Genomic DNA, 24922 nt, shown 5'->3' with positions numbered 1-24922 from the left:
TTTTCATTTATCTCCATTGCATGCATACAAAACACTCCGTAAAATCCCGCGCCTTAGCGTAATCCTCCATTTTTATGCGATTCCGCCAAATAAATATTCTTAGATTGATGATTGTCACCTCGGGAACGCCATGGAAAAGAAACTGGGCCTTAGCGCCCTGACCGCGCTGGTACTCAGCTCGATGCTGGGCGCGGGTGTATTCAGTCTGCCGCAAAACATGGCGGCCGTCGCCAGTCCTTCCGCGCTGCTGATTGGCTGGGGCATTACCGGCGTGGGGATCCTGTTCCTCGCCTTCGCTATGCTGCTGCTTACCCGCATCCGCCCCGACCTCGATGGCGGCATATTTACCTACGCCCGCGAAGGCTTCGGTGAACTGATTGGTTTCTGCTCCGCCTGGGGCTACTGGCTGTGCGCGGTTATCGCGAATGTTTCCTATCTGGTTATCGTGTTCTCGGCGCTAAGCTTTTTTACCGATACTCCCGAGCAGCGCCTGTTCGGCGATGGCAACACCTGGCAAGCTATCGTCGGCGCATCCGCGCTGCTATGGATTGTCCATTTCCTGGTGCTGCGCGGCGTCCAAACGGCGGCGGGTATCAATCTCGCCGCGACGCTTGCCAAGCTGCTACCGCTCGGCGCATTTGTCGCGCTGGCCGCCTTTGCGTTTCGCATGGAGACCTTCCGGATTGATTTTAGCGGTCTGGCGCTGGGCGTACCGGTATGGGAGCAGGTGAAAAACACCATGCTGATCACCCTGTGGGTATTCATCGGCGTGGAAGGCGCGGTCGTGGTTTCCGCTCGCGCGCGTAATAAACGGGATGTCGGACGCGCAACGCTGTTGGCGGTACTCTCCGCGCTGGCGGTCTACCTGCTGGTGACGCTTCTCTCTTTAGGCGTCGTACCGCGGAGCGAGCTGGCGGAAATACGCAATCCGTCAATGGCCGGGCTGATGGTGCAAATGATGGGCCCGTGGGGCGAGATCGTGATCGCTGCCGGGCTGATTATCTCCGTCTGCGGCGCTTACCTGAGCTGGACGATAATGGCGGCGGAAGTCCCCTATCTGGCTGCAACCCATAAAGCCTTTCCGCGTCTATTCGCGCGCACCAACAAAAATAATGCGCCGTCGTCTTCGCTGTGGCTCACCAATATTAGCGTGCAGGCTTCACTGGTATTGATTTGGCTGACCGGCTCGGATTACAACACGCTGCTGACGATCGCCTCCGAGATGATTCTGGTCCCTTATTTTCTGGTCGGCGCATTTCTGCTGAAGATTGCCCGGCGCCCGCTGCACAAGGCGGTAGGCGTCGGAGCCTGCATTTATGGCTTATGGTTATTATATGCGTCCGGCCCTGTGCATTTATTGTTGTCAGTGATACTTTACGCTCCGGGTCTTCTGGTGTTCCTGTATGCCCGTCGTACACACCAGCACGATCGCCCGCTTAAACGCCGTGACCTGGCATTAATTGGTTTTTTGCTGGTTGCCGCCGTACCGGCAACGTGGATGTTGGTAGGGTAAGCGGTTACCCTGCCGCTGAACTCATAGGAGATACCCATGGCTGACATCCAGCCTCGCCCGATCCTGATTACCGGTGGAGGCCGTCGCATCGGTCTCGCCCTGGCTCGCCATTTTCTGGCCCGGCAGCAGCCCGTTATGATCAGCTACCGCACATGGTATCCGGCCATCGACGAACTGCGTAATGCGGGTGCCGTTTGTCTGCACGCGGATTTCAGCACTGACGACAGCATTCTGGCGTTCGCCGAAGAAGTAAAAGCGCAGGCCGCCGCCGGCCTGCGCGCCGTCATTCATAACGCCAGCGGCTGGATGGCTGAAAAACCGGGGATCCCGTTAACCACGGTGCTCGCCAGCATGATGCAAATTCACGTCAACGCCCCTTACCTGCTCAACCATGCGCTGGAGAGCCTGCTACGCGGTCACGGACAGGCCGCCAGCGATATTATTCACATTACCGACTACGTCGTGGAGCGCGGCAGCGACAAGCATATTGCCTATGCGGCCAGCAAGGCGGCAATGGATAATATGAGCCGCTCGTTCGCTCGTAAGCTGGCGCCGGAAATCAAAGTTAATGCCATCGCCCCATCGCTGATTTTATTTAATGAAGGCGATGATGCGGAGTACCGCAAACAGGCCCTCGACAAATCGCTGATGAAAATCGCGCCGGGTGAAAAAGAGATCATTGATCTGATCGAGTATCTCTTCGGCAGTCACTACGTTACCGGGCGCTCGTTTGCCGTCGACGGCGGACGACATCTGCGCTAGTGAAAACGGCTCCAGCCGATAATCAACAGCCACGCGCACAGGCTCCAGCACACCACCGCGCCTGCCAGAGCAAACGGCAGGCGCATGATGCCGGTGAAATACCATAGCGAAAGCAAATAGATAAAGTACGGAATGATCGACCACATTCCGAATACGATGGTGGTTCGCAGCGCCTCGATCCCCCGCTCGCTGGCAACGATATAGTGCGCAATCAGGGCGAAAGTGGGAAAGAGCGGAATCAAGCCGGCGATATAGTAATTCTTCGTTTTAGAAAGTACGCCGATCAACACGACGACCAGCGCGCCGAGCAGCGCTTTTATCAACAGCCCCATTCCTTTGCCTTAACATTTAAACAACAAGAACCTGCAGCATAACCTAAGTCCCGCTGTTGATAAATGTGCAAACGCAGACACCATGGCGCAGAATCCGCCAGCGCCCTGAATCCCATCATCACAATGGCCTCGCCTATCACTCTGATGCCTTATGAACAGTTATTAATGCTTGCCGTAGTGACAATTTACCAGGAAACAGAGTCTGCTATTTCCGGCTAATTTTACGCCTGCTAACCCCATGAGCTTAAATAAATTATTTTATCAAACGAGGCGTAAAGGATTAGTCGATTTTTCGTTCATTATAGCGGATTAAGATTTATCGCAAGCATTATTGCTCATCCATTTAGCGTATTTCTTTTTTGCAGCCTCCGCAGGCAAAGCCCCCTTCCTGAACGCCGGCCTTCCGTTTTTACGGGCCTACAAAAGAAATAAATATCAATTATATCGTGCGTTAAATAGAGCTATTATCTGGAACTAAATGATACACATCAATACCTACTAAATATGGTAGAAACCATTTATTGACATGGATGGTTTTTCATCTTAATCGCTTGCTTTTGCGTTATTCTACTTGCGCATAACCTTAAATAGCGCACGTAGCCTTTTTTGAGAAAAAGAGCACAATAAGGCACAATTTATTGACTTAGATCAATATAAAACCGATTTCATATAAAAGCATACTTTGCCATTAATCAAAGCAACCGCAGTGAATAAGATCGTAATTAACTGATTTTACGATCTTTCGATCTAAACATAATATCCATTGCAGAATATAATTCTGTTCATAACATGCATTTCAGTTTATTAGTTCACTCCTGCCGAGTTTTTCGAATCTTTTACTTGTTGCTATTATCTTTACTAGTATTAGACACTCATATAACCGCAATCATTTTATATTAGCCTGAATAAGAACCAGCTAAAGGAATCTTCATGTTCGGACCTGCGTTATACACAATCCAAAAGCATCTGAAACTCATTAAACTATATTTATCAACGCGAAAATGCTCGTGAATTACTGGAGAGCGTCTAGCATGGAGTGGAATATTGAAAATAGTCTTGTATGTCCTTTAACTGGAACAGGATTTTCAGTTGCGGCCAGTGCCAGAAATCTGAAATTAATTATATGGTATAATGGAGATTATTTTTTGAACATCGGTTCGGTTATTAACATCACGCAAGATGACGTCTTCATAAACGGTGAGCCCGGCGACTTACAGGTTATTCATGCTTTTCCCTATAGCGAAAAGCTATGGTCAACGCTGACAAAGTTTATCCAGTGCCCCGGCAATCAAAATCCAACGCTGCTAATTTGCAACCGAAGAAGCATCTGCAAATTCGTCCTCTGCCCCTACGGCGCCAGGCAAAAGAGCATGGAATAAGGCAGCTTCGATCTCACCTTAATTTAGCAGCATCTATTTTGTACGGGCAGAAGCTCTTCAGCCAGTCCTGCCCGCATCCAGCACGATGCGCTAAACGCGCGGCAAAGCATAAATCTGATCAATCATTGCGCGAATTCAGCCATCATAGCGAATTTCATCGCTAACTCATAGCTCATATTGATGCCCGAATAGTTTACAATGACAACAGTGAATTAACGGGCTACGCCCTGATGATGCCTTAAGCGTGGCACTGACCGCGCCTAAGGGCAACAGATTCAATCAGCCAGAGATGAGTGTAAGCATACACGCTATGAATAAAATTGTTTTCGTTGAGGATGATGCCGAAGTAGGCGCGCTGATTGCGGCCTATCTCGGGAAACATGATATGGACGTCGTGGTTGAGCCTCGCGGTGACCGTGCCGAAGAGGTTATCGCGCGCGAAAAGCCCGATCTGGTGCTGCTGGATATCATGCTGCCCGGTAAAGATGGGATGACGTTGTGCCGGGATTTACGCGGCCAGTGGCAAGGGCCCATCGTGCTGCTTACGTCACTGGATAGCGATATGAACCATATCCTGTCGCTCGAAATGGGCGCCAGCGATTATATTCTGAAAACAACGCCACCCGCAGTGCTGTTAGCCCGACTGCGTCTGCATTTGCGCCAGCATGTCCCCCCCCAGGACAGTAGCGGCGTCCCCTCCTCGCTGACGCCGCATAAAGCGATCGCTTTTGGTTCGCTGAGTATCGATCCGGTCAATCGTCAGGTTATGCTCAGCGGGGAAAACGTCGCGTTGTCCACCGCGGATTTCGATCTGTTATGGGAGCTGGCGACCCACGCAGGACAAATTATGGATCGGGATGCGCTATTAAAAAACCTGCGCGGCGTAAGCTACGATGGTATGGACCGCAGCGTCGACGTCGCCATTTCGCGTTTGCGCAAAAAGCTTCTCGACAACGCGACTGAGCCTTATCGCATCAAAACGGTACGCAATAAAGGCTATTTATTCGCCCCGCACGCGTGGGACAATTAATTTACGGATCTGGCTATGAAAAAGCTGTTTGTGCAGTTTTACCTCCTGCTGTTCGTCTGTTTTCTGGTAATGACGATGATGGTCGGCCTGGTGTACAAATTTACCGCCGAGCGAGCAGGCCGCCAGTCGCTGGATGATTTGATGAAGAGCTCGCTGTATCTGATGCGCAGCGAGCTGCGCGAGATCCCGCCGCGCGACTGGAGCAAAACGCTCAAAGAGCTGGACCTTAATCTTTCATTCGATCTGCATATCGAGCCTATCAGCAAATTCAAGCTCTCGGAAAACTCGATGCAGCATCTGCGCGCTGGCGATATCGTAGCCCTGGACGATCAGTACACCTTTATTCAGCGTATCCCTCGTAGCCACTACGTGCTCTCCGTCGGCCCGGTACCGTATCTCTATTTTTTGCATGAGATGCGCCTGCTGGATCTGGCTCTGATGGCCTTCATTGCTATTTCGCTGGCCTTTCCCGTATTCATCTGGATGCGCCCCCACTGGCAGGATATGCTGCGTATCGAAACCGCCGCTCAGCGCTTCGGCGACGGGCATCTTAGCGAGCGGATCCACTTCGATAGCATGTCCAGCTTCGAACGGCTGGGCGTGGCGTTTAATCAGATGGCCGATAATATCAACGCGCTTATCGCCAGCAAAAAACAGCTGATCGACGGTATTGCCCATGAACTGCGCACCCCGCTGGTGCGTCTGCGCTACCGCCTGGAGATGAGCGAGAACCTTACAGAAGCCGAATCACAGGCGTTAAATCGCGATATCGGCCAGCTGGAGGCCCTGATTGAAGAGCTGCTGACCTATGCGCGCCTCGATCGCCCGCAGAATGAACTGAAGCTGACGACCCCCAATTTCCCGGCGTGGCTCGGCGATCGCGTAGAAGATATTCAGGCGGTGAATCCCCAGCGCGACGTTGCGCTAAGCGAAGTCGTGGACGGAAATTACGGCGCGCTGGACATGCGCTTAATGGAACGAGTGCTGGATAACCTCGTGAACAACGCCCTGCGCTACAGTAACCAGCGTATTCAGGTCAGCCTGACGCTGCAGGGTTCGCGCGCAACGCTGCGCGTCGAAGATGATGGTCCAGGTATCGCGCCCGCTGAGCGGGAGAAAGTGTTCGAGCCGTTTGTTCGTCTCGACCCCAGCCGCGATCGCGCCACCGGCGGCTGCGGTCTTGGTTTGGCTATCGTCCACAGTATTGCCCAGGCAATGGCTGGCGAAGTCCATTGCCAGGCGAGCGAGCTCGGTGGCGCCTGTTTTTGTTTTAGCTGGCCGGTTTATCATCAGCTGCCGAATTTTACCTCGGCCTGATGAGCCCTTGCGCAGGAGCTGAGGTCTGCTATAGTTTAAAAAAACATAAAGTATGTTGTAACTAAGGTGGAGAAATATGGCCAGCTATGACCTCGTTGAACGTTTGAACGACACCTTTCGCCAGCTCGAGCGTGAACTGCAGGCGCTTAAACAGGCCCTGAGCCAGTGCCGTCTGCTGGCTGCGCGCGTCTTTGAGCTGCCGCCGGTCAGCAAAGATGCCGAACACCAGCCGCTGGAGAACATCAACGTGGTTCAGCACACCGGTAAACCCGCGCTGGAGATGGCGCTCAAACACTATAGCCACCTGTTTATCCAGCAGCAGTCGGAAACCCGCAGCAGTAAGGCTGCCGTGCGTTTGCCCGGCGCGATCTGCCTGCGAACTGAGGCCAGCGAGCAGGCAGAACTATTACGCAAGATCGCCCATATCAACGTTCTTAAAGCGACCTTCGAGAAGATTATCACCGTCGATTCCGGTCTTCCCGCTACCGCACGATTTGAGTGGGTCCATCGCCACCTGCCGGGACTGATCACGCTGAGCGCCTATCGCACGCTCACCCCGTTAATTGACCCGAGCACTATCCGCTTCGGCTGGGCCAATAAGCATGTGATTAAAAATCTCACCCGCGACCAGGTTCTCATGCAACTGGAAAAAAGTCTTCAGTCGCCCCGCGCGGTTCCGCCGTGGACGCGCGAACAGTGGCAAAGCAAGCTGGAGCGAGAGTACCAGGATATTGCCGCCCTGCCGCAGCGGGCGAAGCTGAAGATAAAGAGGCCGGTAAAGGTTCAGCCTATCGCCAGGGTGTGGTATAGCGGGCAGCAAAAGCAGGTGCAATACGCCTGTCCAGGGCCGATGATCGCGCTGATATCCGGCACGCAGGGCGTTAGCGTGCCGGACCTCGGAGAGCTTCTGAACTATGACGCCGGGAACGTGCAGTATCGTTATAAACCGCAGGCGCAATCGCTCAGGCTAATGATTCCGCGACTGCACCTGTGGCTGGCTAGCGAATAGCCATACTGCCTACCATATCTTCAGGGCGCACCCAGCGGTCAAATTCCTCTTCCGTCAGGTAGCCGAGCGCCAACGCGGAGGCCTTGAGCGTTAACCCCTCTTTATGCGCCTTTTTGGCAATTTCCGCCGCTTTGTCGTAGCCAATATGAGTATTCAAGGCGGTAACCAGCATCAGCGACTCATTGAGCAACTGGCTGATGCGCTCGCGGTTAGGTTCAATGCCTGTCGCGCAGTGCTCATTAAAGCTCGCCATCCCATCAGCCAGCAGCCGCACCGATTGCAGGAAATTGTGGATCACCATCGGGCGGTAAACGTTGAGCTCAAAGTTGCCCGAAGCGCCGCCGATGTTTACCGCGACATCGTTACCCATCACCTGACAGCAGACCATAGTGAGGGCCTCGCACTGGGTCGGGTTAACCTTGCCCGGCATAATCGACGACCCCGGTTCATTTTCCGGGATCGCAATTTCGCCGATGCCGCAGCGCGGACCGGAGGCCAGCCAGCGCACATCGTTGGCGATTTTCATCAGCGAAGCGGCCAGCCCTTTCAGCGCGCCGTGGGCATGCACCAGCGCATCAACGGTCGCCAGCGCTTCAAACTTGTTCGGCGCGGTCACAAACGGTTGGCCGCTCAGGGCCGCCAGCTCGGCGGCGACGCGTACCGCGTATTCCGGATGGGTATTAAGCCCGGTTCCCACCGCCGTGCCGCCCAGCGCCAGTTCCGCCAGATGGGGCAAGCTATGGTCAATATGCCGGAGGTTATGCTCGAGCATGGCGACCCATCCTGAGATCTCCTGGCCGAGCGTCAGCGGCGTCGCATCCTGCAGGTGGGTGCGGCCGATTTTGACAATATCGTTGAAGGCCAGGGATTTATCATTAAGCGTTTGCTTCAGAATGTTGAGCTGCGGGATCAGCTTTACCCGAAGCGCAATCATCGCCGCTACGTGCATCGCCGTCGGGAAAACGTCGTTAGAGCTCTGGCTCTTGTTAACATCATCGTTAGGATGAACCTTACGCTCCATCCCGCGTACCCCGCCCAGCAGTTCACTCGCACGATTAGCCAGCACCTCATTCATATTCATGTTGCTTTGCGTACCGGAGCCGGTTTGCCAGATTGCCAGCGGAAACTCGTCCGGATGCTTGCCTGCCAGCACTTCATCCGCAGCCTGAATAATCACCTGCGCTTTTTCTGCGCTCAGAAGACCGAGATCGTTATTCACCTTCGCCGCCGCACGCTTGGTCAGCGCCAGCGCATGAATAAGCTCGATCGGCATTTTTTCCGTCGAGATGCGGAAATGTTCCAGCGAGCGCTGAGTCTGCGCGCCCCAAAGCCTATTGGCAGGCACATCGATTGCGCCCATAGAGTCTTTTTCACTGCGATGCGTTGTCATTACTTTCTCCTTGGATTCAAAGTGCGTAATAGCGACAAAGCTCACCTGCTTAAAGCGTAAAGTATGGGTCAGATTTATAAGTTATTTTGGTGGTTCGTGCCGCTAAGCGGCATAAAAAAACCGCCCCGAAGGGCGGCTGAGCTTATCTCACGCAGCGGGCGCACTGCGAACTCTGGATCTGCTGGAAGAAGTCATTGCCCTTATCATCCACGAGGATAAACGCCGGGAAGTCTTCCACTTCAATTTTCCAGATAGCCTCCATCCCCAGCTCCGGCCAGGCCACGCACTCCAGACTACGGATGCTCTGCTGCGCCAGTACCGCCGCCGGACCGCCGATGCTGCCGAGGTAGAAACCGCCGTGCTTGTGACAGGCGTCGGTCACCTGCTGGCTGCGGTTACCTTTGGCTAACATGATTTTACTCGCTCCATGCGCCTGCAGCAGATCGACGTAGGAGTCCATACGGCCTGCGGTGGTCGGGCCAAGAGAACCGGAAGCGTAGCCGTCAGGGGTTTTCGCCGGGCCCGCGTAGTAGATCGGGTGGTCCTTGACGTACTGCGGCAATTCCTCGCCATTATCGATGAGCTCTTTCAGCCTGGCGTGGGCGATATCGCGCGCCACGATAATCGTACCGCTCAGCGACAGGCGGGTCGACACCGGATACTGCGACAGCAGCGCCAGAATATCGCTCATCGGCTGGTTCAGATTGACCTTAACCGCTTCTCCCTCGCCGGCCTGACGCAGATGCTCGGGAATATACTTGCCCGGATTGCTCTCCAGTTTCTCAATCCAGATCCCCTCGCGGTTGATCTTCGCTTTGATGTTGCGATCCGCGGAGCAGGAAACGCCCATGCCCACCGGACATGAGGCGCCGTGGCGCGGCAGGCGGATGACGCGAATATCGTGGGCGAAATATTTACCGCCAAACTGCGCACCGAGGCCAAGGTTCTGCGCTTCCAGCAACAGCTCGTTTTCGAGCTGAATATCGCGGAAGGCCTGGCCGTGCTCGTTGCCCTCGGTCGGCAGACCATCGTAATACTTCGTTGAGGCCAGCTTAACGGTTTTCAGAGTAGACTCCGCCGACGTACCGCCAATCACAAAAGCAATATGGTACGGCGGGCAGGCCGCGGTCCCCAGCGTGCGCATCTTCTCGACGAGGTAATTTTTCAGCTTCGCCGGAGTAATTAACGCTTTGGTTTCCTGATACAGATAGGTTTTGTTAGCCGAGCCGCCGCCTTTGGCGATGCAGAGGAATTTGTACTCCTCGCCGTCGGTAGCGTAGAGGTCGATTTGCGCAGGCAGGTTAGTGCCGGTGTTGACCTCTTTATACATATCCAGCGGCGCGTTCTGCGAATAGCGCAGGTTATCCTGGATATAGGTGTTGTACACGCCCTGCGCCAGCGCGGCTTCATCGCCGCCGCCGGTCCACACGCGCTGACCTTTCTTGCCGGTGATAATTGCGGTACCGGTGTCCTGGCAGGTCGGCAGCACGCCTTTGGCGGCAATATCCGAGTTGCGCAAGAACTGTAGCGCCACGTATTTATCGTTGTCGCTGGCTTCCGGGTCGTTGAGAATATCGGCGACCTGCTGCTGGTGAGCCGGGCGAAGCATAAAGGAGGCGTCGTGGAAAGCGTGCTGTGCCAGTAAAGTTAGCGCCTGAGGTTCAACTTTCAGAACTTCCTGGCCGGCGAATTCGGCGACGGAGACGTAATCACTGCTGAGGAGGTAATACTCGGTATCGTCCTTTTTCAGTGGAAAAGGATCCTGATATACAAAGGGTTTATTCGACATTGTGCTCTCACTTACTGCTTGGCTGATTATATTTCAGGCAGACACTCCATTTGCCCGTAGAAAAGCGAGTCGATCGATTCTACACAATTTTTTAACAAAAACTGAGACAAGGACGACTTTTTCTTCGCACCGGTTGCTTCTCGGGCGTTTGCTGGTTTAATAGTGCCATTACTATCAAGTGGAAACAGGGATTGAGAATGCAAAAACTCATCAACTCAGTGCAAAATTACGCCTGGGGAAGTCATACCGCCTTAACCGAACTTTATGGCATTGCTAACCCAAACAACCTGCCGATGGCGGAGCTGTGGATGGGCGCGCATCCGAAGAGCAGCTCGCAAATTCTCGATGACGCCGGAACGCCGCGTTCTCTGCGCGATGCAATCGACAGCGATAAAACGACCCTGCTTGGCGCCAAAGTTGCCGAGCGTTTTGGTGAACTGCCGTTCCTGTTTAAAGTGCTGTGCGCCGCCCAGCCGCTCTCTATTCAGGTTCACCCGAACAAACGGGCCTCGGAAATCGGGTTTGCCAAAGAGAATGCCGCCGGGATCCCGCTTGATGCCGCCGAACGTAACTATAAAGATCCGAACCACAAGCCGGAGCTGGTTTTCGCGTTAACGCCATTCCTTGCCATGAACGCCTTCCGCGAGTTTTCCGAAATCGTGAAGCTGCTGCAGCCGGTAGCTGAAGCACATCCGGCAATAGCGCAGTTCCTGGCGCAGCCTGACGCCGCCCATCTGAGCCAGCTGTTTGCCAGCCTGCTGAACATGAAAGGCGACGAAAAAGCGCACGCCCTGAGCGTACTGCAGAGAGCGCTGGACAGCGAGCAGGGAGAACCGTGGCAGACTATCCGCCTGATCGCCGAGTTCTATCCGGACGATAGCGGCCTTTTCTCTCCGCTACTGCTCAACGTGGTCAAGCTGAATCCCGGCGAGGCGATGTTCCTGTTTGCGGAAACGCCGCACGCCTACCTGCAGGGCGTGGCGCTGGAGGTGATGGCCAACTCCGATAACGTCCTGCGCGCGGGATTGACGCCGAAGTACATTGATATTCCGGAGCTGGTGGCAAACGTCAAATTTGAACCCAAACCCGCTGGCGAACTCCTGACCCAGCCGGTCATTCACGGCGCGGAGCTGGACTTCCCCATCCCGGTTGACGATTTTGCTTTCTCACTGCACGACCTTTCAGCGCAGGCGTCCACCATCGCCCAGGATAGCGCGGCGATCCTGTTCTGCGTCGAGGGTGAAGCAACGATCGTGAAAGGCGAACAGCGTCTGACGCTGAAGCCGGGCGAGTCGGCTTTCGTGGCGCACAACGAATCACCGGTACAGGTCAGCGGCAGCGGTCGCGTGGCGCGCGTGTTTAATAAGCTCCAGTAAGTTACTGAACTTTTTAGCCACAGTTGCTAGACTTTCACTCATCATGACAACACAACCAGGCGGCCCAATCCGCCTGGTTTCATTTATGGACAAATGCTATGAAAAAATCGCTGGTCGCAGCAGGAATTATCATCGCGCTGGGCGTCGTCTGGACGGGCGGCGCGTGGTACACAGGGAAGCAGCTGGAAAGCCGCATTGCCGATATGGTGCAGCAGGCGAATGCTCAGCTGCAAAGCAGCGCGCCGCAGGCTGGCGTAGAGCTCACCTATCAGGACTATCAGCGCGGCCTGTTCAGCAGCCGTTTACAACTGGTCCTGAAACCCATCGCCGGCAAAGCGCCCCGCTGGCTGGCCGCCGGACAGTCGCTGGTGTTTGACGAAGTTGTCGATCACGGCCCCTTCCCGCTGGCTTCACTGAAATCCTTTAACCTCGCCCCGGCGATGGCATCCGTCAAAACCACCTTAGTGAACAACGAGGCCAGCAAGTCGCTGTTTGACATTGCAAAAGGCGAAACGCCGTTTACTATCGATACCCGCATCGCCTACAGCGGCGATAACCAGTCCGCTATCGTGCTGAAACCGCTTGATTACGCGAAAGACGACGAGAAAGTCACTTTTAGCGGCGGTCAGTTCCAGCTTAACGCCGATCGAGAGGGAAAAACCCTCAGCCTGAGCGGCGAAGCGGGCAGCGGGCAAATTAACGCGGTCAACGAATACAATCAGAAGGTACAGCTCACCTTTAATAATCTGAAAACCGACGGTTCCACCGAAATGGCCAGCTTCAACGAGCGTATTGGCAAGCAGGCCATCTCGCTGGAAAAACTGGCGATTGGCGTTGAAGGAAAAGAGCTGGCGCTGTTTGAAGGGATGAAAATCGACGGCAACTCTTCGCTGACCGCCGACGGCAAAGGGATTAACAGCCAGCTGGACTACACCGTCAACAGCCTGAAGCTGCAAAATCAGGATATCGGTAGCGGCAGGCTGACCCTGAAGCTGGACAATATTGATGGTGAAGCTTTCCATCAGTTCAGCCAGAAGTACAATGCCGACGCCCAGGCGCTGATGGCGGACCCTCAGCTGGCGCAGAATCCTGAGCTGTACCAGCAGGCGCTAACGCAAACCTTCTTTAGCTCACTGCCGATGATGCTGAAAGGCAGCCCGTCCCTGACCATTTCTCCGCTGAGCTGGCGCAACGCGAAGGGCGAAACCACCCTGAATCTATCGATTCTGCTCAAAGATCCGTCGCTGACTACCACTCCGCCGCAGACGCTGGCCGAGGAAGTGGATCGTAGCGTCAAATCTCTCGACGGCAAGCTGGTGATCCCGGTCGATATGGCGACGGCGTTTATGACTCAGATTGCCGGGCTGGAAGGCTATCAGCCCGCCGACGCCGCTAAGCTTGCAGAGCAGCAGGTGAAAGGCCTGGCGGCGATGGGACAGATGTTCCGTATTACCACTATGGAAGATAACGCCATCACCTCCAGCCTGCAGTATGCTGACGGCCAGGTGACGCTGAACGGGCAGAAAATGCCGCTGGATGAGTTTGCCGGGATGTTCGGTTTAGCGCTTCCCCCTGTCCCGGCGCCCGCTGAGCCGCAGGAGACGCTGCCGCAAGAAGTGGTACCGCCAGTCGCGCCGCAGCAATAAATGACATATAGCCCCTCACCAGGGGCTATTTACGCGTAATCAGCCGAGGAGAGATGATCTGGTTTCGCGCCGCTCCCTGCCCCTCTTCCATACGCCGTAAAATACACTCCGCCAGGCTTTGCCCCATCTCCCGGGCGGGAGTCGTAACCCAGGTCAGCGGCAGATCATCCAGCGCCTCCTCGGGTAATTCCGCAAATGCCGCCAGCGCGACCCGCTGTTCGAAATAGCTTTCAACGCCATCCTCTCCGCTCTGTCGCCCGGCGCGCATCAGGCCAAACCACGCCCCGGTCGCGATCACGCTGTTATAACAGAGCACGGCGCTAATGGTCGGGTTTTGCCGCAGCAGGGCCGTCATCGCCTCCGCCGCCTGCTTCTGGCTTGAGCCGCACTCCACCACCCACTCGCTATGAAACGGCAGGCCATATTTCAGCAGGGTAGCGCAGTAGCCGCCAACCCGTTCGGCGCGCGTCAGGGATGAACTTTGCCCTCCCAGCCAGGCAATGCGCTGATGACCGCGGCGGATCAGGTGCTCGGTGACAATTTGCGCCGCCTGCATATTATCCGGGCGGATCAGGTCCACATCGTCGAGATAGCTGGCGCGGGAGGCGAAGACCAGCGGCATTCCGGCTTCCGCCGCGCGATCGCGCAGTTCGCCCCCCCGATCGATGGCGCCGGCAATCACTACGCCATCGACCCCCTGTGAAACCAGGGTATCAAAACGCTGGAGCATTTTTTCTCCGCTGTGCCCGCCCTGGGTGAGGAAGACCATTCTGCCCTGCGACTCAAGCGCATCGGTCAATCCGGCGGTCATCTCCGCGTAGAAAGGCTTCGACAAGTCGCTGACGATCAGGCCAATCACCCCGCTCTGGCCGCCGCGCAGGGACGCCGCCTGGCGGTTACGCACAAAGCCCAGCTGTTCAATGGCGTGATTGACGCGCTCGCCGGTTGCCGACGAAATACGCCCCTTGCCGCTCAGTACCAGCGAGACGGTACTGACGGATACCCCCGCCGCCTGCGCGACATCATTAATGGTAATTTTTTTCACGATAGCCATAACTGCAGGCCGACTCCCTTTGGCTGTCGATAAAACGTTTTATCAGGATGCCCTCTTTATAAACTTTATTATCGCTGGAATATGTGATTTTTATCGCACTAAAGTTTGGTAAAACGTTTTATCTTTTCGTGGCGTTGCATCCTACCGATAACTTTTAGAACCAGGATTCATGTTATGACGGCGAAAACAGCAAACAAAATTACCTTGTGGGAGTTTTTCCAGCAGCTCGGGAAAACCTTCATGTTACCCGTAGCATTACTCTCCTTTTGCGGGATCATGCTGGGGATCGGCAGCTCTCTGAGCAGCCATGATGTCCTGACGCTTCTGCCGTGGCTGGACGTGCCGCTGCTGCAGACCGTTTTCGTCTGGATGGGCAAAGTCGGCTCCTTTGCCTTCAGCTTTCTGCCGGTGATGTTTTGTATCGCCATTCCACTGGGTCTGGCGCGAGAAAACAAAGGCGTCGCCGCGTTTGCCGGTTTTGTCGGCTACGCGGTAATGAACCTGGCGGTAAACTTCTGGCTGACGGCCAAAGGTATTCTGCCGACCACCGATGCCGCCATCCTCAAAGCCAATAACATCCAGAACATTATCGGTATTCAATCGATCGACACCGGGATCCTCGGCGCGGTGATCGCCGGGATCATCGTCTGGATGCTGCACGAACGTTTCCATAACATCCGCCTGCCCGACGCGCTGGCCTTTTTTGGCGGTACCCGCTTTGTGCCCATTATTACGACCGTGGTTCTCGGCCTGGTCGGTCTGGTGATCCCGATAATATGGCCCGTTTTCGCCATGGGGATTAACGCACTCGGTCAGGTCATCAATAGTGCAGGTGATTTCGGACCGATGATCTTCGGTACCGGTGAACGCCTGCTGCTGCCTTTTGGCCTGCACCATATTCTGGTGGCGCTGATCCGCTTTACCGAAGCGGGCGGCACCCTGGACGTTTGCGGGCATAGCGTCAGCGGCGCGCTGACGATTTTCCAGGCCCAGCTAAGCTGCCCGACCAGCCACGGCTTCGCCGAGAGCGCGACCCGCTTCCTGTCACAGGGTAAAATGCCGGCATTCCTCGGCGGCCTGCCGGGCGCAGCGCTGGCGATGTATCACTGCGCGCGTCCGGAAAATCGCCATAAGATTAAAGGCCTGCTGATTTCCGGCGTTATCGCCTGCGTGGTAGGCGGCACCACCGAACCGCTGGAATTCCTGTTCCTGTTCGTCGCGCCGGTTCTCTACGTTATCCATGCGTTACTGACCGGCCTGGGCTTTACCGTAATGGCGATCCTCGGCGTGACAATCGGCAACACCGACGGCAACGTTATCGACTTTGTGGTATTCGGCATTCTGCACGGTCTGTCCACCAGGTGGTACATGGTACCGGTGGTTGCGGCCATCTGGTTTGCGGTTTACTACGGTATCTTCCGTTTCGCGATCTCCCGCTTTAACCTGAAAACGCCGGGACGCGATATTGAAACAACGAGCGCATTTGAGAAGGCTGTCACCGGCGTGACCGGCAAATCAGGGTATAACGTTCCGGCGATTCTGGCCGCGCTCGGCGGCGCGGAAAATATCGTTTCGCTCGATAACTGCATTACCCGCCTGCGTCTGTCGGTTAACGATATGAGCAAAGTCGACAGCGCCGCGCTGAAAGCGAATCGCGCCATCGGCGTGGTTCAGCTCAACCAGCATAACCTGCAGGTAGTGATTGGCCCGCAGGTGCAGTCGGTAAAAGATGAAATGGCTGTCCTGATGAATACCGTCGAGGCATAAGCTCCGCCCCCGCCTTGCGGCAGGGGGCCAGGATGAAGGAAGTTGCGATGTTTGATTTTTCAAAGCAGATCGACCGTCACGGTACCTGGTGCACGCAGTGGGATTACGTCGCCGACCGTTTTGGCGTAGCCGACCTGCTGCCCTTTACGATCTCCGACATGGATTTCGCCACCGCCCCCTGTATTCTTGATGCCGTCAGCAAACGTCTGGGGCACGGTGTTTTTGGCTACAGCCGGTGGAAAAATGATGAATTCCTCGGCGCGGTGAGCCACTGGTTCGCCAGCCGTTTTCATAGCCCAATCAACCGCGAAGCGATTGTTTACGGGCCATCGGTGATCTATATGGTCGCGGAGATGATTCGTCAGTGGTCGGCAGTGGGCGACGGCATCGTGGTACACACTCCGGCCTACGATGCCTTTTATAAAACCATTGAAGGCAACCAGCGGCGCGTCGCGGCCGTGCCGCTCTCTCTCGACAACCATCACTGGCGCTGCGATATGGCGGCCCTGGAGCGGGTACTGGCTCAGCCGCGTAATACCGTTCTGCTGCTGTGCAGCCCGCACAACCCCACCGGCAAGGTCTGGACCCGTGAAGAGCTGGAAACCATGGCGCAGCTGTGTGAGAAGCATGGGGTAAAAGTGATTAGCGACGAGATCCATATGGACATGGTCTGGGACGGGCAGCAGCACATCCCGTGGTGCGACGTGGCCCGCAGCCCCTGGGCGCTCTTCACCTCCGGCTCGAAAAGCTTCAACATTCCGGCATTCACCGGCGCATACGGGTTGATTGACGATCCCGCCGTGCGCGAAAGCTATCTGCACGCGCTGAAGAGCCGCGATGGCCTCTCATCACCTTCCGTGCCGGCGCTGGTCGCCCATATTGCCGCCTATCGCGAGGGAGCGCCCTGGCTGGATGCCCTGCGCGGTTATTTGCAGGAAAATATGCGCTTCATCGCTGGCGAACTGAATCAGGCGTTTCCGGAGCTAGGCTGGCAGCCACCGCAGGCGACTTACCTGGCGTGGATTGACCTGCGCCCGCTGGCCGTTGACGATCGCGCTCTGCAAAAAGCACTTATCGAGGAGCAGAAGGTCGCCATTATGCCCGGCTACACTTACGGCGAAGAGGGTAAGGGCTTTGTCCGTCTCAACGCCGGTTGCCCACGCGAGAAGCTGGAAAAAGGCGTGCAGGGATTAATCGCCGCCCTGCGTTCGCTGCGCTAATTATTTTCCCTTCAATAATCAGGTAGCGGGCTCCCCGCTACCGCTGGCGTTTATTTCACCGGCGCTTTGCGCGGTACAAACATTAAGCGCGAATAAAATCATAGTTCTCTCTGTGCCACGCCGATGAGATTCACCTGACCGCGGAAAAAATAACCTCTGGCTTATTAACCGTCTCAATCCCGCTCCCCTGCCTGCCCCCGACCTAAGAGTCTCCGGGCATAATGAGACCAAATTTTGACGAGACGCAAAAAAATTCGCGCCGCAAAGGTGTATTTAATTGCCGCTTTTCATTCCCGTCAAAGTATTAATCAGGAGGACGAAATTATGAAAACTTACGATCGTAACCGTAATGCTATCTCTACCGGCAGCATGGTTATGGTAGCCGATAGCGGCGCGACGGGCGTCATTAAGGCCATCCACGCTGAAGGTAAAACGGCGGAGCAGATCCGTCGTGCTGATTGCGTGGAAATAGACGGACACGAAGGGTTATTTAGCCCGCTGAACCTGATTCGTCTGGGCTTTAACTGAATTCGCGTACCGTCATTAACAGCAGGCCGCGAATAAGCGGTCGTGAAAGGCCACCAGCGCGTGGCCTTTTATATTCTCTTTATCGGTCAATTTGATCCTGTCGAGCGTTTTCAGGAACTAAACAGCGTAGTATCGCCCCTCTTCAACCCGTTACGGGTAATATACCTTCTGAGTTCAGAGGCATCTTCATGACATGGCAACAATTCAAACAGACGTGGCTGATTAAATTCTGGTCACCCGTTCCCGCCGTTATCGCCGCGGGGATTCTCTCAACCTACTACTTCGGCATTACCGGCACTTTTTGGGCCGTCACCGGCGAATTTACCCGCTGGGGCGGACAATTGCTGCAACTTATCGGCGTGCACAGCGAAGAGTGGGGGTACTACAAACTCATTCATCTTGAGGGCACCCCGCTCACTCGCATCGACGGCATGATGATCATCGGCATGTTCGGCGGCTGTTTCGCCGCTGCGCTGTGGGCGAATAACGTGAAGCTGCGTTTTCCTCGCAGCCGGGTGCGTATTCTGCAGGCCGTCGCCGGAGGCATCATTGCCGGCTTCGGCGCCCGTCTGGCGATGGGCTGTAACCTGGCCGCCTTCTTCACCGGTATCCCGCAGTTTTCTCTGCACGCCTGGTTCTTTGCCATCGCGACGGCTATCGGCACCTGGTTCGGCGCGCGTTTTACCTTGCTGCCCATCTTCCGTATTCCGGTTAAGATGCAAAAAGTGTCGCAGGCGTCGCCGCTGACGCAAAAACCTGACCAGGCGCGACGCCGGTTCCGTCTCGGGATGGTGGTCTTTTTTGCCATGATCGCCTGGGGTCTGCTCACCGCAGCTAACCAGCCGAAGCTCGGCCTGGCGCTGCTGTTTGGCGTCGGGTTTGGCCTGCTTATCGAACGCGCGCAGATCTGCTTTACCTCTGCCTTTCGCGATATGTGGATCACCGGACGCACCAATATGGCGAAGGCGATCATTTTCGGTATGGCGGCCAGCGCCATCGGGATCTTCAGCTACGTGCAGCTTGGCATGGAACCAAAAATTATGTGGGCCGGCCCCAACGCGGTCATCGGCGGTCTGCTGTTCGGCTTTGGAATCGTCCTGGCGGGCGGCTGCGAAACCGGCTGGATGTACCGCGCGGTGGAAGGCCAGGTGCACTTCTGGTGGGTTGGGCTGGGCAACGTGATAGGTTCAACGATCCTGGCATACTACTGGGACGGACTCTCCCCGGCGCTGGCCACAAGCTGGGATAAAATCAACCTGCTGGCGACATTCGGGCCTTTCGGCGGCCTGCTGGTGACCTATCTCCTGCTGCTGATCGCGCTGGGTTTGGTTATTGGCTGGGAAAAACGCTTTTTCCACCGCAAATCTCTCGCCACCTCAACGGTTAAGGAAAGCGCATGAAAACTCTGGTCCCGGACTATCGCCTGGATATGGTTGGCGAACCCTGCCCCTATCCTGCCATCGCCACGCTTGAAGCGATGCCCTCGCTGAAGAAAGGCGAAATTCTTGAAGTGGTCAGCGACTGCCCGCAGTCGATTAACAATATCCCGCTGGATGCCAAAAATCACGGCTATACCGTGCTCGATATTCAGCAAGATGGGCCAACCATCCGCTATTTGATTCAAAAATAGCCATCAAAAAGCCGGTAGCACGCTACCGGCCGTTATATGCGCTTGCCCGTCGGCGGCTGACGCCATACCGGGTATGAAACGATTACCAGCCCTTAACCGCATCGCCTTTATAAAGCTGTTCTGCCGCCGCGGCCACTTCATCGCTCTGGTAGGCCTTCACCAGATTTTTTACCTTTTCGCTATCTTTGTTTTCGATGCGGCTGGCAAAGATATTGACGTAGGGCGAATCTTTGCTTTCCACAAACAGGCCGTTGCGCGACGGTGACAGGCCCACCTGGCTTGAGAAAGTGGTATTAATTATCGCCATAGTTATCTGCTGGTCGTCCAGCGCGCGGGTGAGCTGCGGCGCCTCAATCTCGACGATTTTTAAGTTTTTCGGGTTATTAATGATATCAAGCGAAGTGGGCAGCAGACCGGTGCCCTCCTTCAATGTAATCAGCCCCTGCTTTTGCAGTAGCAGCAGCGAGCGTCCGAGGTTAGTTGGATCGTTGGGAACGGCCACCTGCGCGCCATCGGGCAGTTGGTCGACCGAACTGATTTTCTTCGAATAGGCGGCAATCGGATAAACGAACGTCGTGCCAACCTGAACCAGCTTATAGCCGCGCTCCTGAATTTGTTTATCCAGATAAGGCTTATGCTGGAAAGCATTAGCATCAAGATCGCCGTTGTTCAGCGCTTCGTTGGGCAGGACGAAATCATTAAACGTCACCACTTCGACGTCGAGATTGTACTTCTCTTTTGCCACTTTTTGCGCCACCGCCCAGACCTCCTGGTCAACGCCTGCGCTAATGCCCACTTTGATGTGGTTAGGGTCCTGCTCACCAGGTTTGCAGGCTGCCAGCAGCAGCGAGCCTGCGACAACCAGCGGTACTGCAATTTTTTTTAACATAAAGATCATATTCCCAGGGTCCTTTTTAAAATAGCCTGCCATTCATTGCAGGAAAACCAGCGCCAGAGACTATAGAAAATCACACGGGCGAAATTAAATACTGATTCACTATGATTAATAGCGTTTTGCTATGAGCGAATGCGACATGCGGCTCAGAGAGAGGGGAATCTTTCCTCACCACTCCCTTTTTCATTGATTTATTCGGTATTTTTCTCCTCTTTTAACCATTTATCGTTCTGATGTACAATGACGCGCACTTTAACTAAAAAAAGAGTGCGACCATGATTGATTTAACTTTGCCATTAACCGACATCCATCGCCATCTTGACGGTAATATCCGGGCCCAAACTATTCTCGATCTTGGCCGCCAGTATAACCTCGCACTTCCGGCAAATACGCTCGAAACATTACGTCCTCATGTACAGGTCACCAGCAATGAGCCCGACCTGGTCAGCTTCCTCTCTAAGCTGGATTGGGGTGTAAAAATGCTCGCTTCTCTGGATGCCTGCCGCCGCGTTGCCTATGAAAACCTTGAAGATGCCGCGCGCAACGGACTGCATTACGTCGAACTGCGTTTCTCTCCGCGCTATATGGCGATGACCCACCAGCTGCCGGTAGCGGGCGTCGTCGAAGCGGTGATCGCTGGGGTAAAAGAAGGCAGCCGCGACTTTAACGTTGAAGCCCGTCTGATCGGTATTCTGAGCCGCACCTTCGGCGAAGCGGCGTGCGAGGAAGAGCTCGAAGCCCTGCTCGCCCACCGCGACGGCATTACCGCCCTCGACCTCGCCGGCGATGAACTTGGCTTCCCGGGGAATCTGTTTATGGAGCACTTCCGCCGCGCGCGCGATGCGGGCTGGCGGATCACGGTCCATGCAGGCGAAGCCGCCGGTCCGGAAAGCATCTGGCAGGCCATTCGCGAGCTGGGAGCCGAACGCATCGGCCACGGCGTGAAGGCGGTGCAGGACCCGGCGCTGATGGACTATCTCGCCGCGCAGCGCATCGGCATTGAGTCCTGTCTAACCTCCAATATCCAGACCAGCACCGTGCCGTCGCTGGCCCGGCATCCGCTGAAAACTTTCCTCGCGCACGGCGTGTTGGCCTGCATTAATACCGACGACCCCGCCGTCCAGGGCGTCGATATTATCCACGAATATACGGTTGCCGCCCCGGCTGCCGGCCTGAGCCGCGAGCAGATTCGCCAGGCGCAGATCAACGGCCTGGAACTCGCCTTTTTAAGCGCCGGGGAAAAAGCAGCGCTGATGCAGCGCGTTCAGCAGGCTTGATCGACTCCCCCGTGATAAACGGGGGTCATTCAACGCCGGGCGGTTGTTGTCGCGGGGATGACCTAATTCAGACACAGCGTCGTTCGATGTCTGGCCGACTCGAGGCCAAGCTCAATCAGCTCCATAATCTGAATCGCCTGGCTTGCCGGAACCGGATTAGTGCCGCTTCCGTTAAGTGCATCGCGAATAGCGGCATAATAGGCCGGATAGTTACCCGGCAGCGTTAGCCACGACTCCTCGGTTATGTCCTCGCCCTCCGCTCGCGTCAGCACCCCGTCGCGCATATCGTATCCCCAGTCTTCCTGCGGCAGGCGTTCGCCGCTTTTCAGCCGCTCCTCCTGCGGGTCGAGACCGTATTTCACATAGCTTCCTCGCGAACCGTGGATAATAAAGCGCGCCGTTTCCGCCGCAGCGACCAGAGTTCCGTGCAGCACGACACGACGCTGCGGCCAGGCTAAAACCGCATGAAAATAGTCGGTGGACTGGGAGCCCGGACGTAACTGCGCCAGATCAACCTGCATGCTAACCGGCAGGCCGAAGAGATTTACCACCTGGTCCAGCAGATGCGGGGCAAGATCGTACCAGATGCCGCTCCCCGGTCCGCCTTGTTCACGCCAGCGATTACGCACCTGCGGTCGATAGCGATCGAAATGAGACTCAAAGTATCCTACTTCCCCCAGTAGCCCTTCGTTGATCAGCGCTTTTACCGTCAGAAAATCGCTGTCCCAGCGGCGGTTATGGAATACCGACAGCAGCCGCCCGCCGCTTTTTGCCAGCGCTTCAAGCTCACGCGCCTGTGACAGTGTCACGGTAAAGGGTTTATCGACGACTACGTGCTTGCCCGCCTCCAGCGCGGCCTTGGCCAGCGGAAAATGGGTGTCGTTTGGGGTCGGGATCACCACCAAATCGATATTGGGGTCGTTCAAAATCCGCTCTGGCCCGCTAACCACCGGCAATGCAGGCCAATCGGCATGCACTTTATTTTCATCACTGCTGGCCACAGCGGCCAGCGTCATCCCTGGCGTACCGCTGATTAGCGGCGCATGAAAGGTCTTGCTAGCGTAGCCATAACCGATTAATCCTACCCGGATAGCATCACTCATTTTTTACCCCCTTAACGAGAATAACGGTGTCCCAGTTACGCTGCGGATAAGACCTCTGTTAACGCATGTTGCCCGCGTTATCGCGCAGCATTACGTCATTTGCGCAACTAAGTTCATGTAACACTTGCGTTACTTCAATCCTCAAGTACCATTTCCTTCTGGTTTCACAATTTGCTACAGAGTTATGGAAAACGTTTTTAACCGTATTGTAGAACTTATTGGCTGGATTGTTTTGGGCGTCTCAGCCCTGCTTTTAGTTATCGCTCATCATATTGATAACTACCAGTCCCCACCTACCGTTGATACTGTTCAGGCGAAGCCGCTGGCGAAATAAACAGTGACCCGCTTCGCAACTATGCAACCGGTTTCTGAAACCGGTTGCATGGCGGTACAGGGTTTTATTACACTCTCCTTATCAATCGATAAGGAGTTTCTTCATGTCCGGATTTCCGCAGCATTTTTTATGGGGAGCCGCTACCGCAGCCTGGCAGGTTGAGGGCGGACACGATGCCGACGGCAAAGGCCCTTCTATCTGGGATATCTACTCCCATCTCCCAGGCACCACTTTTCAGGGCACCACCGGCGATATCGCCGTAGACCATTACCATCGCTTTCGCGAAGATGTTGCGCTGATGGCGGAAATGGGTCTGCAAAGCTATCGCTTCTCAATTTCATGGCCGCGTCTGCTGCCCGAAGGCCGCGGCGAGGTTAACGAGGCTGGGGTTCAGTTCTACAGCGATCTGATTGATGAGCTGCTGGCGCATAATATTGAACCGATGATCACCCTGTATCACTGGGATCTTCCGCAGGCGTTGCAGGAGGAAGGCGGCTGGGAAGCGCGCAGTACGGCGGAAGCGTTCGCTGAGTACGCCCGCCTCTGCTATCAGCGCTTCGGCTCGCGGGTCAAATTGTGGGCGACCTTCAACGAAACTATCGTCTTTATCGGGCATGGCTATATTAACGGCATCCACCCGCCAGCGGTGCGCGACCCTGCGCGCGCGATTCAGGCCTGCCACCACGTCTTTATCGCCCATGCGCTGGCCGTGAAAGCGTTTCGTGAAATGGCAGTCGAGGGGCAGATAGGTTTTGTCAACGTACTGCAGCCGCATACCCCTTTAACCGACAGCGAGGAGGATATGCAAGCGACGGCGATGGCGGATGCTATTCACACCCACTGGCTTTACGATCCGGTGCTAAAAGGTCAATACCCTGAAGAGCTCCTGCAACAAACCCAGGCGCTGTGGGGCGTTCCGGCTTTTGCAGCGGGCGACGATGCGCTGCTGCGTGAAAACCGCTGTGATTTTATCGGCCTGAACTACTACCGCCGCGAAACCGTCTCAGCGCAGCCCCCGGAGGTTCCGACCGGCGGCGAACCCGGCGTCGACGGGCTGTTCTATTTTGTACGCAACCCGCAAAGTACCTATACCGAATGGGGCTGGGAAATTTGGCCTCAGGGGTTAACCGACGGGATCATGATGATTAAAGCGCGCTACGGTGACATACCGATTTACATCACCGAAAACGGACTCGGGGCCATTGACCCGATCATCGATGGCGAAATCGTCGACGACCCGCGTATTGACTATCTGAATAGCCACATAACTGCGCTGGAAAAAGCGCTGGAACTGGGCGCTGACGTGCGCGGCTATTATCCCTGGTCCTTTATTGATCTATTAAGCTGGCTCAACGGTTATAAAAAACAGTACGGCTTTGTTTATGTCGATCATCAGAACAATCTGGCGCGTAAACGTAAAAAGAGCTTTTTCTGGTACCAAAACGTTATTGCCAGCCGAGGCGAACAGCGTTAATCTTCTCTCCCAGGCGCCATCCGGCGCCTGATTCAGTTCTGGAATACTCTTAAATTCCTCTTTACCAGGCCAGAAACATCATCTGTTCTTGTTCCGG

General features: G+C 55.3%; 22 protein-coding genes. 16 read left to right on the top strand and 6 right to left on the bottom strand.

The features are described 5' to 3' along the window. Positions 1-130: 130 nt before the first annotated feature. Positions 131-1513, top strand: a complete 1383-nt coding sequence (locus tag ABLV75_RS03205; RefSeq protein WP_023321102.1) for an amino acid permease — start codon at positions 131-133, stop codon at positions 1511-1513. Positions 1514-1549: 36 nt separating this feature from the next. Continuing rightward, complete coding sequence (gene folM / locus ABLV75_RS03200; protein ID WP_004102591.1) at positions 1550-2275, top strand: dihydromonapterin reductase; 726 nt, start codon at positions 1550-1552, stop codon at positions 2273-2275. On the opposite strand, the gene ABLV75_RS03195 is transcribed toward folM, so the two are convergent. Further along, positions 2272-2607 carry a GlpM family protein gene (locus tag ABLV75_RS03195; protein WP_004102593.1) on the bottom strand — a complete coding sequence of 112 codons (336 nt, stop codon included), beginning with the start codon at positions 2605-2607 and terminating at the stop codon, positions 2272-2274. The two genes, folM and ABLV75_RS03195, sit on opposite strands and share 4 nt — an antisense overlap. A 1031-nt stretch (positions 2608-3638) precedes the next feature. Here ABLV75_RS03195 and iraM point away from each other — a divergent pair. The 4 genes from iraM to tus all read left to right on the top strand — a co-directional run bounded on the left by iraM (position 3639) and on the right by tus (position 7342). Then, positions 3639-3986 carry an anti-adapter protein IraM gene (iraM, locus tag ABLV75_RS03190; protein ID WP_004102595.1) on the top strand — a complete coding sequence of 116 codons (348 nt, stop codon included), beginning with the start codon at positions 3639-3641 and terminating at the stop codon, positions 3984-3986. A gap of 310 nt (positions 3987-4296) precedes the next feature. Further along, positions 4297-5016, top strand: a complete 720-nt coding sequence (gene rstA, locus ABLV75_RS03185; RefSeq protein ID WP_004102597.1) for a two-component system response regulator RstA — start codon at positions 4297-4299, stop codon at positions 5014-5016. A gap of 15 nt (positions 5017-5031) precedes the next feature. After that, a complete protein-coding gene (gene rstB / locus ABLV75_RS03180; protein WP_004113401.1) occupies positions 5032-6333 on the top strand; it encodes a two-component system sensor histidine kinase RstB in 1302 nt (433 codons plus the stop codon). A gap of 76 nt (positions 6334-6409) precedes the next feature. Next, entirely contained in the window at positions 6410-7342 is a 933-nt protein-coding gene (tus, locus tag ABLV75_RS03175; RefSeq protein WP_004113404.1) for a DNA replication terminus site-binding protein, read from the top strand. Here the strand turns inward: tus and fumC are convergent. Both fumC and fumA read right to left on the bottom strand, forming a co-directional pair. Next, positions 7332-8732: a class II fumarate hydratase gene (fumC, locus tag ABLV75_RS03170; RefSeq protein ID WP_023321103.1), complete on the bottom strand. Its 1401-nt coding sequence runs from the start codon at positions 8730-8732 to the stop codon at positions 7332-7334. The genes tus and fumC overlap by 11 nt on opposite strands. 142 nt (positions 8733-8874) lie before the next feature. Beyond that, positions 8875-10521, bottom strand: coding sequence for a class I fumarate hydratase FumA (gene fumA, locus ABLV75_RS03165; RefSeq protein ID WP_023321104.1), 1647 nt, complete (start codon positions 10519-10521; stop codon positions 8875-8877). A 197-nt stretch (positions 10522-10718) separates the two neighbouring features. On the opposite strand from fumA, the gene manA reads away from it, so the two are divergent. Then, complete coding sequence (manA, locus tag ABLV75_RS03160; RefSeq protein WP_023321105.1) at positions 10719-11897, top strand: mannose-6-phosphate isomerase; 1179 nt, start codon at positions 10719-10721, stop codon at positions 11895-11897. A 98-nt stretch (positions 11898-11995) separates the two neighbouring features. Beyond that, entirely contained in the window at positions 11996-13543 is a 1548-nt protein-coding gene (locus tag ABLV75_RS03155) for a YdgA family protein (protein ID WP_004102609.1), read from the top strand. A gap of 25 nt (positions 13544-13568) precedes the next feature. Here the strand turns inward: ABLV75_RS03155 and ABLV75_RS03150 are convergent, their stop codons facing one another. After that, positions 13569-14597 carry a Mal regulon transcriptional regulator MalI gene (locus tag ABLV75_RS03150; RefSeq protein ID WP_023321106.1) on the bottom strand — a complete coding sequence of 343 codons (1029 nt, stop codon included), beginning with the start codon at positions 14595-14597 and terminating at the stop codon, positions 13569-13571. Between the two features lie 174 nt (positions 14598-14771). Between ABLV75_RS03150 and malX the strand changes: the two genes are divergently transcribed. The 5 genes from malX (at position 14772) to yedF (ending at position 19742) form a co-directional block, all read left to right on the top strand. Next, a complete protein-coding gene (gene malX, locus ABLV75_RS03145) occupies positions 14772-16364 on the top strand; it encodes a maltose/glucose-specific PTS transporter subunit IIBC (protein ID WP_023321107.1) in 1593 nt (530 codons plus the stop codon). Between the two features lie 47 nt (positions 16365-16411). Further along, positions 16412-17584 carry a MalY/PatB family protein gene (locus ABLV75_RS03140; protein ID WP_004102615.1) on the top strand — a complete coding sequence of 391 codons (1173 nt, stop codon included), beginning with the start codon at positions 16412-16414 and terminating at the stop codon, positions 17582-17584. A gap of 324 nt (positions 17585-17908) precedes the next feature. Next, positions 17909-18112: a putative selenium delivery protein YdfZ gene (ydfZ, locus tag ABLV75_RS03135; RefSeq protein ID WP_004102617.1), complete on the top strand. Its 204-nt coding sequence runs from the start codon at positions 17909-17911 to the stop codon at positions 18110-18112. 188 nt (positions 18113-18300) lie between these two features. Further along, on the top strand, positions 18301-19512 hold the full coding sequence (gene yedE / locus ABLV75_RS03130; RefSeq protein ID WP_023321108.1) for a selenium metabolism membrane protein YedE/FdhT: 1212 nt from the start codon (positions 18301-18303) through the stop codon (positions 19510-19512). After that, positions 19509-19742: a sulfurtransferase-like selenium metabolism protein YedF gene (gene yedF / locus ABLV75_RS03125; protein ID WP_004102619.1), complete on the top strand. Its 234-nt coding sequence runs from the start codon at positions 19509-19511 to the stop codon at positions 19740-19742. Before yedE ends, yedF begins: the two co-directional genes overlap by 4 nt. An 82-nt stretch (positions 19743-19824) precedes the next feature. Here yedF and metQ read toward each other — a convergent pair whose 3' ends face one another. Beyond that, the gene (metQ, locus tag ABLV75_RS03120) at positions 19825-20640 is read right to left on the bottom strand and encodes a methionine ABC transporter substrate-binding lipoprotein MetQ (RefSeq protein WP_023321109.1); all 816 of its coding nucleotides are present in this window, start codon (positions 20638-20640) and stop codon (positions 19825-19827) included. Between the two features lie 272 nt (positions 20641-20912). On the opposite strand from metQ, the gene add reads away from it, so the two are divergent. After that, positions 20913-21914 carry an adenosine deaminase gene (gene add, locus ABLV75_RS03115; protein WP_004102621.1) on the top strand — a complete coding sequence of 334 codons (1002 nt, stop codon included), beginning with the start codon at positions 20913-20915 and terminating at the stop codon, positions 21912-21914. Between the two features lie 62 nt (positions 21915-21976). On the opposite strand, the gene ABLV75_RS03110 is transcribed toward add, so the two are convergent. After that, complete coding sequence (locus tag ABLV75_RS03110) at positions 21977-23017, bottom strand: oxidoreductase (RefSeq protein WP_023321110.1); 1041 nt, start codon at positions 23015-23017, stop codon at positions 21977-21979. Between the two features lie 184 nt (positions 23018-23201). On the opposite strand from ABLV75_RS03110, the gene blr reads away from it, so the two are divergent. Together blr and ABLV75_RS03100 are read left to right on the top strand one after the other, a co-directional pair. Continuing rightward, positions 23202-23351, top strand: coding sequence for a division septum protein Blr (gene blr, locus ABLV75_RS03105; protein ID WP_017145752.1), 150 nt, complete (start codon positions 23202-23204; stop codon positions 23349-23351). 103 nt (positions 23352-23454) lie between these two features. Further along, positions 23455-24825: a GH1 family beta-glucosidase gene (locus ABLV75_RS03100; RefSeq protein ID WP_023321111.1), complete on the top strand. Its 1371-nt coding sequence runs from the start codon at positions 23455-23457 to the stop codon at positions 24823-24825. Positions 24826-24922: the final 97 nt, after the last annotated feature.

The organism is Klebsiella sp. CN_Kp066, from assembly GCF_040065135.1.
GTDB lineage: Bacteria > Pseudomonadota > Gammaproteobacteria > Enterobacterales > Enterobacteriaceae > Klebsiella > Klebsiella oxytoca.
Note: the sequence above shows the minus strand (reverse complement) of the source record. Positions and strands in the feature narration are given on the sequence as shown.

Coding starts and splice junctions, on each gene's coding strand:
- ABLV75_RS03205 (WP_023321102.1), top strand. CDS start 131: ATGGAAAAGAAACTGGGCCTTAGCGCCCTGACCGCGCTGGTACTCAGC.
- folM (WP_004102591.1), top strand. CDS start 1,550: ATGGCTGACATCCAGCCTCGCCCGATCCTGATTACCGGTGGAGGCCGT.
- ABLV75_RS03195 (WP_004102593.1), bottom strand. CDS start 2,607: ATGGGGCTGTTGATAAAAGCGCTGCTCGGCGCGCTGGTCGTCGTGTTG.
- iraM (WP_004102595.1), top strand. CDS start 3,639: ATGGAGTGGAATATTGAAAATAGTCTTGTATGTCCTTTAACTGGAACA.
- rstA (WP_004102597.1), top strand. CDS start 4,297: ATGAATAAAATTGTTTTCGTTGAGGATGATGCCGAAGTAGGCGCGCTG.
- rstB (WP_004113401.1), top strand. CDS start 5,032: ATGAAAAAGCTGTTTGTGCAGTTTTACCTCCTGCTGTTCGTCTGTTTT.
- tus (WP_004113404.1), top strand. CDS start 6,410: ATGGCCAGCTATGACCTCGTTGAACGTTTGAACGACACCTTTCGCCAG.
- fumC (WP_023321103.1), bottom strand. CDS start 8,732: ATGACAACGCATCGCAGTGAAAAAGACTCTATGGGCGCAATCGATGTG.
- fumA (WP_023321104.1), bottom strand. CDS start 10,521: ATGTCGAATAAACCCTTTGTATATCAGGATCCTTTTCCACTGAAAAAG.
- manA (WP_023321105.1), top strand. CDS start 10,719: ATGCAAAAACTCATCAACTCAGTGCAAAATTACGCCTGGGGAAGTCAT.
- ABLV75_RS03155 (WP_004102609.1), top strand. CDS start 11,996: ATGAAAAAATCGCTGGTCGCAGCAGGAATTATCATCGCGCTGGGCGTC.
- ABLV75_RS03150 (WP_023321106.1), bottom strand. CDS start 14,597: ATGGCTATCGTGAAAAAAATTACCATTAATGATGTCGCGCAGGCGGCG.
- malX (WP_023321107.1), top strand. CDS start 14,772: ATGACGGCGAAAACAGCAAACAAAATTACCTTGTGGGAGTTTTTCCAG.
- ABLV75_RS03140 (WP_004102615.1), top strand. CDS start 16,412: ATGTTTGATTTTTCAAAGCAGATCGACCGTCACGGTACCTGGTGCACG.
- ydfZ (WP_004102617.1), top strand. CDS start 17,909: ATGAAAACTTACGATCGTAACCGTAATGCTATCTCTACCGGCAGCATG.
- yedE (WP_023321108.1), top strand. CDS start 18,301: ATGACATGGCAACAATTCAAACAGACGTGGCTGATTAAATTCTGGTCA.
- yedF (WP_004102619.1), top strand. CDS start 19,509: ATGAAAACTCTGGTCCCGGACTATCGCCTGGATATGGTTGGCGAACCC.
- metQ (WP_023321109.1), bottom strand. CDS start 20,640: ATGATCTTTATGTTAAAAAAAATTGCAGTACCGCTGGTTGTCGCAGGC.
- add (WP_004102621.1), top strand. CDS start 20,913: ATGATTGATTTAACTTTGCCATTAACCGACATCCATCGCCATCTTGAC.
- ABLV75_RS03110 (WP_023321110.1), bottom strand. CDS start 23,017: ATGAGTGATGCTATCCGGGTAGGATTAATCGGTTATGGCTACGCTAGC.
- blr (WP_017145752.1), top strand. CDS start 23,202: ATGGAAAACGTTTTTAACCGTATTGTAGAACTTATTGGCTGGATTGTT.
- ABLV75_RS03100 (WP_023321111.1), top strand. CDS start 23,455: ATGTCCGGATTTCCGCAGCATTTTTTATGGGGAGCCGCTACCGCAGCC.